Below are 14558 nucleotides of genomic sequence, written 5' to 3' on the forward strand. Positions count from 1 at the left end.
TTATTCCAATCTATACTTCATGGGCATGTCGCCCGAATATTCAGAAAGAAGAGGAAATCTATATGGAAAAGAATTATGAGACTTTTGTAAACAACCTTCGTGAAAGACTTCTTAAAGCGACGGGATACCAGGAGGAGATGATCTGTTACAAGACAGCAGAGGAATATCCGCCTACAGATGGAGACCGCCTGCTTTTGAAGAATCGGCAGCGGGAGGGTGTGTATGAAGTCTGTGCACTTTATGTGGCAGATCTATATGAATGGCATCAGAATGGCGCCACGATGGAGCGGATTGTGCAGGAGATCATGCATCGGCTGGATGCTATTGTCAGATCAGAATGTTTTGAAAAGAGCAAAGACCTGGAAGATTATGAAAAGATTAAAGATGATCTGTTTATCCGTCTTCTGAATGTCGAGAAAAACAGAGCTGAATTAGACGACGCAATTTTCCGTACAATCGGGGACATTGCTCTGGTTCTTTATGCCCGAATGGGAGAATTGGATGGATGCAGCACCAGTGTAAAGATTAAACAGCATATTTTTGAAAAGTGGGATAAAGATGAACAGATGGCGTTTAATGATGCGTTGCTGAATACATATTTTATTTCACCACCGAGGATCTATTGTTGGGAAAAACTGATCTGCAATATGGATTATGAAGGCGAAAATTTCATGAATCTGTTATTTGACGAGCCGTTAAAGAAGAGTGCAATCGGGAATTGTCTGAGTACTGCAACGCGTACTAATGGAGCTGTTGCGGTGTTCCTGCCGGGTGTAGCGCAGCGCCTGAGTGATTTGCTGGATGGTGGATTTTATATGGTATTTACAAGTATTCACGAGGTGATGATCCATAGTGAAAAAACAGCGGATCCTAAAGATCTGAAAAGAGTTTTGGCAGATACAGTGCGCGACACGACTCCGGACGAAGATTTTCTGACATATTATGTGTACCATTATAACCGTGAGACCGGACGGTTTACATACTGTTGAGGTCCATATCCGTGGATTATCCGGCCCCTGTATACAGGGAAAACTTTTCATGCCGTCTGCATATACTAATTAAAAAGCAGTCAGGAGAGCAGTAGTGGCATATAAGATAGTATTGGATGCCGGGCACGGGGGTACGGATCCGGGAGCTATATATAAGGAAAGAAAAGAAAAGGATGATAATCTTGCTCTGACGCATGCTGTCGGCAAAATCCTTGAAGACAACGGCGTGGATGTGGTATATACTAGAACCGAAGATGTCTATCAGACTCCATTTGAGAAGGCACGCATTGCAAATCAGTCGGGCGCTGATTATTTTATTTCGTTTCACCGGAACAGCAGTCCGGAAGATAATCAATATCAGGGTGTGGAAGTCCTTGTATATGATAAAAGCGGACTAAAATATGAGATGGCGCAGAATATCGTTGGTGCGCTTGGAGAACTTGGATTTCGGGAAATAGGAGTAAAGGAGCGACCGGGACTTGTAGTGCTTCGGCGTACACGGATGCCGGCGCTTCTGATTGAAACCGGCTTTCTGAATTCTGATGAAGATAACAAATTATACGATGAAAAGAAAAATGAGATTGCCGAAGCTATAGCCGGAGCGATTCTCGGAACGCTTTCAGAAGAAACAATAGAGGCACCGGTTTATTATCGGGTGCAGACCGGTGCGTACCGCAACAGGGAAAATGCAGATCGTATGCTGTATCAGCTGAATGACGTGGGTTATCCGGCATTCCTTCTATATGAAAATGATCTGTACAAAGTTCAGGTAGGTGCTTTTCAGCAGATTGGCAATGCCATTAATATGGAACAGCGGCTGCGGGATGACGGCTACAGTACAGTGATTGTAACAAAATAAATAGCACACAAAGGAGAAAGACTATATGTACCACAGATTTATAGAGCAGATCAGTGAATTTATTTTTGCTGAAGATGAACCGGAAAAAGCGGATATCATTTTTATTCCGGGGAATGGTTATTCTCAGATGGCGGAGAAGGCGGCAGCACTTTATGGGGAAAATTATGCGTCGTTTGTTCTTCCGAGTGGAAAATACAGTATCACTGTCGGCAAGTTTGGCGGAGTATTATCGGGACAGGAGCGTTATAACGGCAATTACCGGACGGAATGGGATTTTTTAAAAGATGTTTTAATAAAAAATCATGTTCCGGACGAAGTAATTCTTAAGGAAGATCAGGCAACCTTCACATGGGAAAATGCCAGATTCTCCCGTGAAGTTACGGACAAAGCAGAAATAGAAATAAAAAAAGCACTATTATGCTGCAAAAATTATCATGCAAGAAGATCACTGATGTATTATCAGAGGGCATATCCGGAAGTAGAATTTCGGGTATGCCCATGTTGTGTTGATGGAGTTACGAAAGAAAATTGGATGAACTCCGAGGAAGGTATTCAATCTGTTTTGGGAGAAGTACAGAGAATCGTCACGCAATTCTCACTAATGATGTAATCTGTGGGAATATAAAAAAAATAATTTTGGGGTGTCGAAAAAAGTAGAACTGTGCTATAATGTCTGTGTCGTAAAATAAAAGATTTTGTTACAAAAGATTTACGAAAAGATAAAAATACAATATATTGATTGAGGATGTATTTCATAAAAAAGTAAAAACATCCATTATAAATAGACTAAAGCAGACGTTAATTCATGTTTAAATAGATTGAGGTGTATAGATTATGATGAAAAAGAGGAAGAATATGCAGTTTTTTGCTGTAGCGGCACTTACAGCGACACTTATAACAGGTCAGTTTACTTATGTTCCGGTTATGGCAGGAAGTACGGCGGAAGTTGAGGTCAGCAGCCTGATTCCTGATAATGTTACAGTAGAACAGCCGGTTCCTCTTTCTGAAATTTCTCTTCCGAAAAGTGATTATGGCACATTGTCATGGGTGGACAGCTCCAGTGTTCCAACTAAGAGAGTACAGTCATATGATGTGGTTTTTCGTCCGTACAAGGCATCAGACCTTGCGAAATTTTCTGGATGGGACGGACAGTCGGATACGATTTACAGCAGCGTGACAGTAGTTGTCAGCAGTTTCAGCAAAGATACAGATTATACAGATAACGGTTATGAGAATCAGGATTCTCAGGAAACACAGGAGAATGGAAATACAGGAGAAAACGGTGAAGATACGACGACAGAGACACCGGGAAGTACAGAAATATCAGATAATGGTGAGGTAAAAGACGAATCAGAGGCAAAAGATCAGTATACACCAGATACAGCTGGTGGAGATATTGATGCAGCTGATACAGTGGACAAGGCTCAGGATACAGCAGAAACACCTGACAATAAAGACGTTTCAACTGACACTGAGAAAAAAGATTCCGCAGATGCGACAGAAACACCAGAAGTTACAGCTGCACCGGATGATGCAGAGAATCCGGAAGTGACGGAAACACCAGAAACGACAGCGACACCGGATGTTACAGCTACACCAGATGTTACAGAGACACCGGAAGCCGATAAAGACAACATTTTCGATGGCACGGAAAAGGAGATTGTTCCGGATCAGCGTGCGCAGACGGTGGCAGAGGAAGAACCATCCGACGAAGAAAAGATTGAACTTGCAGCGACAAATCATACCTGCAACGGTATTTCTGTATCAGGAATCAATCTCCCATGGTATGTACAGTTTCGTGCAGCAAGCGGCGAAAATTATGAATTCAGTAATGAAGCAGAGGCAAATCTGTTTAAATCTTACGAATTTGAGCTTTGGGATTTGAAAAATAATACAGAATATGAGATTCCGGACGGTGAATATATCAGCGTGACTGTTCCGGTCAAAGCAGGATATGACTATACAATAGAGCATCTTCTGGACAGCGGCGCTATGGAGACGATCGTTCCGAGTGTGGATGGAAGTACTATGGTATTCAGCACACATTCATTCAGTCCGTTTGGAATCGCCGGAAGCAAGACTCTGGTAGGTGAAGAAATCGAGGACGGAAGCTATTCTTCCGGAACAACAACTACAGCTTCTACGACAGTAAGCCCGACAACAGCTTCGTCATCCACAACGACCGCTGCGAATAGCAGTACTTCAGGAACTTCTGTACAGTCATCAGCCGATCAGTCGGGTACAGATAATTCGACTTCAGACCAGGGCGCACAGAGCGGAAGCCGCTCTGTAAAGGCAGTATCTACAGGAGACAGCACACCGATACTTCCGTTTGTGATTATCGGAATCGCGGCAGCAGTAATTGTAGCAGTACTTGTATACCTTAAGAAGAGAAAGTAAATTTCCGATTTTGTACATATGAAGAAAAAGCCCTCCATATATTTCAGTATGGGAGGGCTTTTTATGCAGATAAAAACAATCTTGAGATCTTTACTTCTGGCATATGCATTATCGGGAATATGTCTTCTGCTTCTTGCACTGATGGTATTTAAGCTCGATATCGGGCAGGGAACCGTGACGGTTGGAATTCTTGTGATTTATGTAGTTTCCTGTCTGGCGGGCGGCTTTTTGTCTGGAAAACTCATGCGTCAAAATAAATATAAGTGGGGTTTTCTGGTAGGACTGTGTTATTTTGTACTGCTTATGGTCGTTTCATTTATCGTGCAGAGACGATGGGATATGAGTACACAGCATGCGATTACGACGTTTTTTATGTGTCTGGGAGGCGGCACGCTGGGCGGCATGCTCTCGTGAAAAAAAGGCTTTTATTTAGGGCAGTTTTATGCTATACTGTCTCCAGATAATTATACATAAGGAGGGATATATAATGGAACATATCAAAACATTAAATACAAAAAATCTGCAGAACACAGTGAAAAAAGGCGGCTGCGGTGAATGTCAGACATCTTGCCAGTCAGCATGCAAAACTTCCTGTACTGTAGGAAATCAGAGCTGCGAGAACAAATAAGCAGGTTCAGAACAATCAGTTAAGCAGCGGAGTGAAATCCGCTGCTTATTCTTACGTTACAGGAAATTACTTTGTAATGCTCTGATAACGTAAAGAAAAAGATACAGGAAAGGATTTTCAGAAAGATGAGTCTGATACATAGATACCAGAGCAACGGTTACAACATTGTTCTGGATATTAACAGTGGGTGCATTCATCTGGTAGATCTTGTGACATATGAAGTACTTCCTTTTATGGAGGAGGGACTATCAGAGCAGGAGATCGTAGACAGACTGAAGGATCAGTATCCGGAAGCTGATATCCGTACTTCCGTTTCTGAATGTGAGAAGCTGAAAGAGCAGGGTATGCTGTTTACCAGAGATGTATACGAAAATATAATAGAAGAATTTACTGAAAATCGACAGACAGTAGTCAAAGCGCTGTGCCTGCACATTGCCCACGACTGTAATCTGGCCTGTCGATACTGCTTTGCCGAGGAAGGCGAATATCATGGAAGAAGAGCGCTGATGTCTTTTGAAGTAGGAAAGAAAGCACTTGATTTCCTGATTGCGAATTCGGGTTCCAGAAAGAATCTGGAAGTCGATTTCTTCGGAGGAGAGCCGCTGATGAACTGGCAGGTTGTCAAGGATCTGGTGGCATACGGAAGAGAGCAGGAGAAGCTGCACAATAAGAAATTCCGTTTTACACTGACAACAAACGGTGTACTTCTCAATGACGAAGTTATGGAATTCTGCAACAAAGAAATGGGAAATGTTGTTCTCAGTGTAGATGGACGTAAAGAGGTTCATGACTACATGAGACCATTCCGTAAAGGTGCAGGAAGCTACGATCTGATTATTCCGAAATTCCAGAAATTTGCAGAATCCAGAAATCAGGACAAGTATTATGTGCGTGGTACCTTTACCCATCACAATCTTGATTTTTCAAAGGATGTTCTGCATCTTGCAGATCTCGGATTCAAACAGATCTCTGTAGAGCCGGTTGTGGCTGCTGATACAGAGGAGTATGCAATCAGAGAAGAAGACATTCCGCAGATTAAGGAAGAATATGATGCACTGGCAAAAGAAATGATAGCCAGGGAAAAAGCCGGCAAGGGATTCAATTTCTTCCACTTTATGATCGATCTTACAGGTGGTCCATGTGTTTACAAACGTCTGTCCGGATGTGGCTCAGGTACCGAATATCTGGCTGTAACACCGTGGGGTGATTTTTATCCGTGCCATCAGTTTGTTGGTGAAGAACAGTTCCTTATGGGAAATGTGGATGAGGGAATCACCAGACCGGAGATCCGTGATCAGTTCGGTAAATGCAACGTTTACACAAAAGAAGCTTGTAAGGATTGTTTTGCAAGATTTTACTGCAGTGGTGGCTGTGCTGCCAATGCATATCATTTCCAGAAAGATATTAATGGCAATTATGGTATCGGATGCGAACTTCAGCGTAAGAGAGTGGAGTGCGCAATCATGATAAAGGCCGCGTTAGCGGAATAAAATAATGTAAGAAGGGAAAGAACAATGAAGAAAAACAGAGCAATCGTTGTACTGCTTCTGACCGCCATTATCACAGTCTTTCTGTGTTACACGGCCGGAGTAGGCATCGGACCTACCGGAACCGGTTCAGCGACGAATATTAAGACCGGTCTGGATCTGTCTGGTGGTGTCAGTATCACTTATCAGGCAAAAGACAGTAACCCGAGTGCTGAAGACATGTCAGATACTGTATATAAGCTCCAGAAGCGTGTGGAACAGTACAGTACTGAAGCGCAGGTGTACAAAGAAGGAAACGACCGTATCGCTGTTGAAATCCCGGGTGTTACAGATGCTGATGCAATCCTGAATGACCTTGGTAAACCAGGTTCCCTGTGCTTTATCACAGCAGAAGATGACGACGGCAATGCAAACTTTACCAGCACAGGAAGCGGTTATGTACTTGCAAGAAGTCTTGACGAGATCCGTGAAGCAGGATCTGTCGTTCTGGAAGGTACAGACGTGAAGGATGCGCAGGGTGGTGCATTCCAGTCTGACAAAAACAGTTCCAGAGAATATGCCGTAAGCCTGACACTTACCGATGAGGGTAAGACAAAATTTGCAGATGCAACAGAGGCAAACGTCGGCAAACAGATCGCAATCGTTTATGATAACCAGATTTTAAGTGCACCGAAGGTAAATGAAGCAATCACAGGTGGACAGGCGCAGATCACAGGTATGGCTGATGTAGAAGAAGCACAGAACCTTGCTTCCTATATCCGTATCGGTTCTCTGAGCATCGAGCTTGAAGAGCTTCGTTCCAGCGTTGTTGCTGCACAGCTTGGTGAAGAAGCAATTTCCACAAGTGTAATGGCAGGTCTGATCGGTCTGATCATCGTAATTATCTTTATGATCATTATGTACCGTCTGCCGGGCGTCGTTGCCGGTGTGGCACTGATTCTGTATACGGCAATCGTACTGATCACATTAAATGCATTTGACATTACACTGACTCTTCCGGGTATCGCAGGTATCATTCTTGGTATTGGTATGGCGGTCGATGCAAACGTTATTATTTATGCTCGTATTCAGGAAGAAATTGCAGCAGGAAATTCTGTAAGAGCTTCTATCAAGTCAGGATTCTCCAAAGCGTTCAGTGCAATCTTCGATGGAAACATTACAACCCTGATCGCATCACTGGTACTGATGTGGCTTGGTTCCGGTACTGTTAAGGGCTTTGCTTATACACTGGCACTTGGTATCGTTGTCTCCATGTTCACAGCTCTGGTTGTTTCCAGATTTGTAATGAATGCACTTTATGCAGTTGGCTTCCACGATGAAAAATTCTACGGCCGTGCAAAACAGCGTAAAATATTCAACATCGTTGGTAAACGTAAAGTTTTCTTTATTATTTCCATCGTTCTGATTCTGAGTGGTCCGGTTGCAATGCTTATTCATCATAATGTAGATGGAACAGCATTAAACTATGCGCTTGATTTCTCAGGTGGTACAGCAACAACTGTAACATTCAACGAAGATATGGATATCAAGCAGATTGATTCTGAAGTAACTCCTGTTGTAGAGGAAGTTACTGGAGATAAGAACGTACAGCCTACAAAGGTTGTCGGAACAAATCAGGTAGTGATCAAAACACGTACTCTTTCTCAGGCAGAACGTGAAAAACTGGATCAGGCACTGGTTGACAAGTTCGACGTAGATGAATCTCTGATCGCGACAGAGAGTATTTCTTCCACAGTAAGTTCTGAAATGAGAAGAGATGCGGTTGTCGCTGTAATTGTTGCTACACTCTGTATGCTTGTTTATATCTGGTTCCGTTTCAAGGATATTCGTTTTGCAAGCAGTGCGGTACTCGCATTACTGCATGACGTTCTGGTTGTATTTGCGTTCTATGGAATCTCCAGAATTTCCGTAGGTAATACCTTCATCGCCTGCATGCTTACGATTGTAGGTTATTCTATCAACGCGACGATCGTCATCTTCGACCGTATCCGTGAGAATACGAAGGGCAGCAGAGCAAAACTTGATGAGATCGTTAATGAAAGTATCACACAGACACTTACAAGAAGTATGTACACTTCCTTTACCACATTTGTTATGGTAGCAGTTCTGTACATTCTGGGTGTATCTTCCATTCGTGAATTTGCAGCACCTCTTATGGTAGGCGTTATTTGCGGTGCATATTCTTCTGTCTGCATCACAGGTGCTTTGTGGCTGGTAATGAAACGTTATTACAGAAAACCGGTTCCACAGGCTGCGATTGCAGCAAAGACAGCTGCTTCCTCTGCAAAACAGAATAACTCTGGTAAGCAGAACAGCCAGCCGGCCAAAAAGGATCCAACACAGCCAAAGAAGAAAAACCGTAAAAGAGTAGCGGAAAGACTTGCAGCGCAGGAAGCAGCAGCGAAAGAAAATGCTTCTGGTGAAGAAAAGTCCAAATAATGAAATAAAAGAAATCAGGTTCCCGGGACAGATATTTGCCCCGGGAATTGTTCTATCTGGAGTAAAGAAATGCGCATATTTCAAAGGGGGCAGAGGAGAATACATGGAAAAATGGATGGTATATGCCAAAAAGGCGGATTTTCAGGGGATTGGCAGGAAATTCGGAATCGATCCTGTGATTGCCCGGCTTATTCGAAATCGTGATGTAGACGGAGAAGAGGCAATACAGTCATATCTTCATGGAACACTTGAAGAGCTTCCATCGCCATGGCTTATGAAAGATATAGGCAAGGCAGTGGAAATTTTGAGAACAAAAATTGCAGAAAATAAAAAAATTCGTATCATCGGTGATTACGATATTGACGGTGTGACGGCTACCTGTATTTTACTGAAAGGGCTGAGATATCTGGGGGCACAGGTGGATACCTGTATTCCCGACAGAATTAAAGACGGATACGGGCTTCATGAACAGTTGATTGATCAGGCAGCAGAAGATGGGATTGATACGATCGTGACCTGTGATAATGGTATCGCGGCAGCGGATGAGATTGCAGATGCCAGACACAGAGGGATGACCGTGGTTTTGACGGATCATCATGACGTTCCATTTCGAGACAGCGAAAACGGACGTGAATGGTTTATACCGTGTGCGGATGCAGTGATCAATCCGAAGCAGCAGGATTGTCCATATCCTAACAAAAATATCTGCGGCGCAGTCGTAGCATGGAAACTGATCTGGGCACTGTATGAAAAGACAGGTATTGATAAGTCCGAGATATTGGACTTTACAGAACTTGCAGCGATTGCAACAGTTGGTGATGTAATGGATCTGCAGGGAGAAAACAGAATCATTGTAAAGCATGGTCTCAGACAGCTGGCGAGTACATTAAGACCGGGGCTGCAGGCGCTGATCAGGGTAAATAATCTGGAAGGAGCAGAAATCACAGCCTATCATGTGGGATTTGTACTCGGACCATGCATCAATGCAAGTGGGCGTCTTGATACTGCGACAAGAGCGCTGGCGCTTTTGTGCGCGGAAAAAAGAGAAGAGGCTGAGAAGCTTGCGGGTGATCTTTATGATCTGAATCAGAGCAGAAAGGCAATGACAGAACAGGGAAAAGAACGGGCAATAGAAGAAATCGAGATCAGGGGACTGAATAAAGACCGGGTTCTTGTCGTTTACCTCTCGGAATGTCATGAAAGTCTTGCGGGAATTATTGCCGGGCGTATCCGTGAACTGTACCATAAACCTGCCTTTGTGCTGACAAAAGCGGAAAATGGGGTAAAAGGAAGTGGACGCTCGATAGAAGCATATTCGATGTATGAGGAACTTGTCAAATGCAGTGATCTACTGACACAGTTCGGTGGACATCCGATGGCAGCAGGACTTTCGATGGCGGAAGAAAATATTGAAAGATTCAGGAAGAGGCTTAATGAAAACTGCACATTGAGTGAGGAAGATCTCATACCGACAGTTATGATCGATGTGCCGATGCCGATTTCTTACCTGACAGAAACACTTATCGAAGAACTTAAAGTTCTGGAACCTTTTGGAAAGGGAAATACAAAACCGTTGTTTGCTCAGAAAAATCTGTGCGTTTCAAAATTGAGAATCTTTGGGAAAAACAGAAATGTAGCAAAAATGACATTAACAGATGCAAATGGCATCTGGAAAGATGCGGTATTCTTTGGTGAAGCAGATGAATTTGCAGAATTTGTTTCAATGCATGATACCATATCTGTAACGTACTACCCTGAAATCAATGAATATCAGGGCAGAAGAACGTTACAGGTTGTGATCAGAAATTATTGTTGATATATATTATACAAGTTTGTGGCGGATCATATCAGGATTCAGTGCATATTTGATTGCGGTATCCTTATGGATCCGCCCTTGTTTATACAGCTCTACAAGACTGTAATCCATGGAACGCATCTGGTCTTGGGAGGAGGAAGCAATGACACCTTCAATCTGATGCAGTTTATTGTCACGGATCATATTACGGATCGCAGGTGTAAGGCGCATAACTTCAAACACAGGAATAACCTTTCCGTTTACATCAGGAATCAGCTGCTGGGAAATGACTGCCTGCAGAACCATGGAAAGCTGTACGATGATCTGATGCTGCTGCGCCGGTTCAAAAACATCTATGATACGGCTGATGGAGTTTGCAGCACCGAGCGTATGCAGGCTGGAAAGCACAAGATGACCGGTCTCGGCAGCGGTCATTGCCGTCTGGATCGTTTCATGATCCCTCATTTCACCCAGTAAAATAACATCCGGACTCTGACGCAGAGTGGCGCGAAGAGATGTCAGATAGTTTTCTGTATCTGTGCAGATCTCACGCTGACTGACAATACAGCGGTCGTGTCGATGCAGATATTCGAGCGGATCTTCCAGAGTGATGATATGCCCCTCTCTGGAATGATTAATTCGGTCGATCAGGCAAGCCATAGTTGTTGATTTTCCACTTCCGGCAGAACCGGTTACAAGAACCATGCCTTTGGTATAATCAGCAGTCTGCATAACATCATCCGGGATAGAGAGTTCTGACGGATCCGGTAAGCGGAATGCAATCACACGTATAACAGCGGCCAGTGAACCGCGCTGTTTATAGGCGTTGATCCTGAATCTGGAAAGACCGGGGATGGAAAAAGAAAAATCGTCATCCCCGGTATTCAGAAGGTGATTGATGTCGCGGTTGTTTGCCATCTGATAAATGCATTCGAGAATCTGTTTTGTATCATCCGGCATTAAACGTTCTCCAAAATCAGTAAGATGACCGTCCGCTTTAATGGACAGCGGACGACCGGCAATAATAAAGATATCAGACGCATGCTGGTTTGCGGCAGTTGTAAGAAATTCCAGTGTTTGTTCATTTGTCATGATTGAGCTCCTTTGTATACAGGCTGATGGGTGTCAGGTGTCCATGATGCTGTATTGTCTGTTTTCCATTGTAATATTTCAATAAAAGGTTCTGTGTCCGAAGATGGGTACAGGACTTTTAATTTTACAGATAACTTCTGTGTATCAGATAACGCTTCCGAGAATGAAATAACATTCGCAGAAGAATCGTATGCGAGACCGTCAATTTCATCAGGAATCTGGCCGGCAAGTGAAAAGTAGGCATCTGGATCAGAAACCTGATTGTAATCAGAAGCAAGCTGCTTTTGAATTGCTGTGACAGTTCCTGTGGCTTTTTCGCATGTCTTGTAATAAAGGTCGGTTTGTTGGACAGCAAAATTGGAGGCTTGCAGTTCATCACGTGATTTCCCGAGTGTAAGAAGAGACAATACCGCGAGACAAAGTACAGAAAAAATAAGAAACAGCGACGGAATACCGGTTGCTGCAAAAAATGTTCGGTTGTGTTTCATGATTCTTCCTCCTTAAGAGCAGACTGGATGGAGGGAAAACGAAGTTCCGTGGAATGAAGCAGGGCATGATCTGCATCCATCCGGTAGAAGGAAAGCATTCCTGCCTTTTCGTATCGGGAAGATGACAGTTCAAGAAGCATTTGATAGGAAGCATCCTGTTTCTCGCAGATGTCCCAGTCGCTGTCATAATACCAGCTTACAGAAGAGGCATCGGAAATGCCTCCGCAAAGATACTGGATGAAACTGTCTGTGCTTCCGTCACTTCCTTCCATAATCTCACTGACAGAAACAGTATGTGCCTGTATCTGTCTGCTTTCAACAGCCTGTACATGATTCCCCGCGGCAGCTGCAAAAATACGGACGCATGCAGCGCTGGAAAGTGCAAGAAAAAGGAGTACAAAAATCATTTCCATCAAAAAAAGACTGTTTTTAGAATGTGAATGTATCTGTTTCATGTTACCTCCTTTTAATCTGCGCTGCTGTGCAGAAAAAACTCAGATGTGTTTCCGACAGTGTTTTGAAGAAAAATATAATAAAAACCGTTTCCTTTTTCTTCTATCTGAAAGTCTGACAGAGATGCGATCATGGTACCGGCATTTGCCTGTGCAGAAGATCCTGTTGCGGTAAATAGTTCTTTCAGACTGCCGTCATCCAGATAAAGGTATGTGATGTAGTCACGATTATTTATGGTATCACGAAAACATAAAGCCGGAATATCATTTAATTCATCCGTAAAAATTCCATCCTGAACATCATGTTGTCGGAATTTTGTGGTGATATAGGAGGAAATGGTACCCAGGTCTGTTTCGGAATCTGCTTTTTTGATGGATTGCTGATAAATCTGTGCAGAGAATAACAGCATGATCAGTAGAAACAGTACGAAGAGCCCGAACAGCAACAGCGAAAAAAGTCCGGATATCGGATGAGAAGTCTGTGCTGTTTTTTTCATGATGCAGTATTCCTCCTTTCAAAATTTGTTCCTGTAAGTGGGATAACACTGATAGAAGGAAGAAGGTTGGATCCGTTTGGAACATATTCAATCACAAATCTGGAAGAGTCATAGGTGATGTGATAATCACTCAGAAGTTCGTCCAGACTTTCCGGATATTGCCCTTTCAGTGCGTAAGTACGAACCGCACCATTTTCCAGCGTCTGCAGCAGTGCACTCTGTTCTTTCTGGATCGTTGTATCAGAAGTCTGCCCGATTGCAATGAAAAAAACGAGGCCTACGCAGAGTAGCAGGAATAATGGGAAAAGAAGCGTGATATTTTTAAAAAATTTTTCTTTACGGCTTTCAAAAAGCTTCATAACAGATCACCTCACATTGCGATATCTGCAAGTACACCAAGAAGCGGCATCATAACAGAAAGCAGAACCAGACCTACCAGAAGCGAAAGAATTATGACAATGGTCGGCTCGATAACAGAAATTACGCGTGTGATCAGTGCGGAAGCATTGTTCTGATAGCGACTGGAAAGATCTGCGAAAGCCTCATCTGCGGTTCCGGACTGGAAAGCAACCACGATCAGTCGAATTTCCATGCCGCCAAAAAGTCCGGATTCTTTCAGAGCGTCAGAAAATGTGCAACCGGTATTCAGAAGATCAGCAGCTTTTTGAAGACGTTCCAAAACAAGAGGATGAGAAATCATCTGTGTAGCAAGCGCAAGACTGGTTTCCGGTGTGAGCCCGCTTTTTTGTCCGAGCGCCAGTCCCTGTGCCATACGGCTGTAGTCGAGTGCAACCGGAATGTCACGAAGTACCGGAAGATGCAGGACAATTTTTGCAAGCGTCTGCTGGCCTTTTTTATTAAGACAAAGAAACAGGATGCATCCGATCAGAAGCACAGCCAGAATCAGAAAAAAGGCAGAATAACGAGTGATGACATTTCCGGCATTCAGAAGCCGACTGGAAAATCCGTTCATTTCCATTCCCATCTGCTGGAAAACCTGACGGAAGATCGGAAGTACCTTGACAAGAAGAACAACGATTACGATTCCCATCATACCAAGCATAAGAAGTGGGTAGGTGACTGCACTTCTGATCTGTTCGGATGTTTCCTGTTCCTGTTCGTAATGTTCAGAAAGACTGTCCAGAATTTCGTCAAGACACCCGGTTTGCTCGCCGGTTTTTATGTAAGCAGCCATAGAATCAGAAAAAAATCCCGAATCTGTGACAGCCTGAGATAAAGACCCTGTTTTTTCCATGGAAGACAATAAATTGGAAAGAACTTCACGGTCTGTGTCGGTCGTACTTTCTTCCAGAAGAATATGGAGACTTTCAAGCGGCCCCATTCCGGAATGAATCAGTACTCCAAGCTGTTGACAGAAATTGCAGAGTTCCTGTGCGGTAAGTTTATGTTTCATAAAAAGGTCTCCTTTTGC

General features: G+C 43.4%; 15 protein-coding genes. 9 read left to right on the forward strand and 6 right to left on the reverse strand.

Going from position 1 to position 14558, the window contains the following annotated elements; translation table 11 throughout:
* The first annotated feature begins 62 nt into the window (after positions 1-62).
* The 9 genes from DWW86_RS04775 to recJ all read left to right on the forward strand — a co-directional run bounded on the left by DWW86_RS04775 (position 63) and on the right by recJ (position 10618).
* Positions 63-989 (forward strand): DUF5688 family protein, encoded by a 927-nt coding sequence (locus DWW86_RS04775; RefSeq protein WP_072523216.1) that lies wholly within the window; start codon positions 63-65, stop codon positions 987-989.
* Between the two features lie 94 nt (positions 990-1083).
* Positions 1084-1848: an N-acetylmuramoyl-L-alanine amidase gene (locus DWW86_RS04780; protein ID WP_117942430.1), complete on the forward strand. Its 765-nt coding sequence runs from the start codon at positions 1084-1086 to the stop codon at positions 1846-1848.
* A gap of 25 nt (positions 1849-1873) precedes the next feature.
* Entirely contained in the window at positions 1874-2458 is a 585-nt protein-coding gene (locus tag DWW86_RS04785; protein ID WP_072523218.1) for a YdcF family protein, read from the forward strand.
* A gap of 245 nt (positions 2459-2703) precedes the next feature.
* Positions 2704-4248, forward strand: a complete 1545-nt coding sequence (locus DWW86_RS04790) for a hypothetical protein (RefSeq protein ID WP_117942431.1) — start codon at positions 2704-2706, stop codon at positions 4246-4248.
* A gap of 63 nt (positions 4249-4311) precedes the next feature.
* Positions 4312-4662, forward strand: a complete 351-nt coding sequence (locus tag DWW86_RS04795; RefSeq protein ID WP_083585565.1) for a TIGR04086 family membrane protein — start codon at positions 4312-4314, stop codon at positions 4660-4662.
* Between the two features lie 73 nt (positions 4663-4735).
* On the forward strand, positions 4736-4876 hold the full coding sequence (scfA, locus tag DWW86_RS04800; RefSeq protein WP_015541285.1) for a six-cysteine ranthipeptide SCIFF: 141 nt from the start codon (positions 4736-4738) through the stop codon (positions 4874-4876).
* Between the two features lie 131 nt (positions 4877-5007).
* On the forward strand, positions 5008-6366 hold the full coding sequence (gene scfB / locus DWW86_RS04805; protein ID WP_072523480.1) for a thioether cross-link-forming SCIFF peptide maturase: 1359 nt from the start codon (positions 5008-5010) through the stop codon (positions 6364-6366).
* A gap of 24 nt (positions 6367-6390) precedes the next feature.
* Positions 6391-8802 (forward strand): protein translocase subunit SecDF, encoded by a 2412-nt coding sequence (locus DWW86_RS04810; RefSeq protein WP_072523220.1) that lies wholly within the window; start codon positions 6391-6393, stop codon positions 8800-8802.
* Between the two features lie 103 nt (positions 8803-8905).
* A complete protein-coding gene (recJ, locus tag DWW86_RS04815; RefSeq protein ID WP_117942488.1) occupies positions 8906-10618 on the forward strand; it encodes a single-stranded-DNA-specific exonuclease RecJ in 1713 nt (570 codons plus the stop codon).
* Between the two features lie 6 nt (positions 10619-10624).
* Here the strand turns inward: recJ and DWW86_RS04820 are convergent, their stop codons facing one another.
* Genes DWW86_RS04820 through DWW86_RS04845 form a run of 6 tightly spaced genes read right to left on the reverse strand, consistent with a single transcriptional unit; the run spans position 10625 to position 14540 of the window.
* On the reverse strand, positions 10625-11689 hold the full coding sequence (locus DWW86_RS04820; RefSeq protein WP_117942432.1) for a type IV pilus twitching motility protein PilT: 1065 nt from the start codon (positions 11687-11689) through the stop codon (positions 10625-10627).
* The gene (locus DWW86_RS04825; RefSeq protein WP_117942433.1) at positions 11686-12177 is read right to left on the reverse strand and encodes a hypothetical protein; all 492 of its coding nucleotides are present in this window, start codon (positions 12175-12177) and stop codon (positions 11686-11688) included. Before DWW86_RS04825 ends, DWW86_RS04820 begins: the two co-directional genes overlap by 4 nt.
* Positions 12174-12632 carry a hypothetical protein gene (locus tag DWW86_RS04830; protein WP_117942434.1) on the reverse strand — a complete coding sequence of 153 codons (459 nt, stop codon included), beginning with the start codon at positions 12630-12632 and terminating at the stop codon, positions 12174-12176. The genes DWW86_RS04825 and DWW86_RS04830 overlap by 4 nt, the downstream gene beginning before the upstream one ends.
* Before the next feature lie 11 nt (positions 12633-12643).
* Entirely contained in the window at positions 12644-13126 is a 483-nt protein-coding gene (locus DWW86_RS04835) for a DUF4860 domain-containing protein (protein ID WP_117942435.1), read from the reverse strand.
* Complete coding sequence (locus tag DWW86_RS04840) at positions 13123-13485, reverse strand: hypothetical protein (RefSeq protein ID WP_117942436.1); 363 nt, start codon at positions 13483-13485, stop codon at positions 13123-13125. Before DWW86_RS04840 ends, DWW86_RS04835 begins: the two co-directional genes overlap by 4 nt.
* A gap of 11 nt (positions 13486-13496) precedes the next feature.
* Positions 13497-14540, reverse strand: coding sequence for a type II secretion system F family protein (locus DWW86_RS04845; RefSeq protein WP_117942437.1), 1044 nt, complete (start codon positions 14538-14540; stop codon positions 13497-13499).
* Positions 14541-14558: the final 18 nt, after the last annotated feature.

The sequence above is a fragment of the Ruminococcus sp. AF17-22AC genome, assembly GCF_003460065.1.
GTDB lineage: Bacteria > Bacillota > Clostridia > Lachnospirales > Lachnospiraceae > Blautia_A.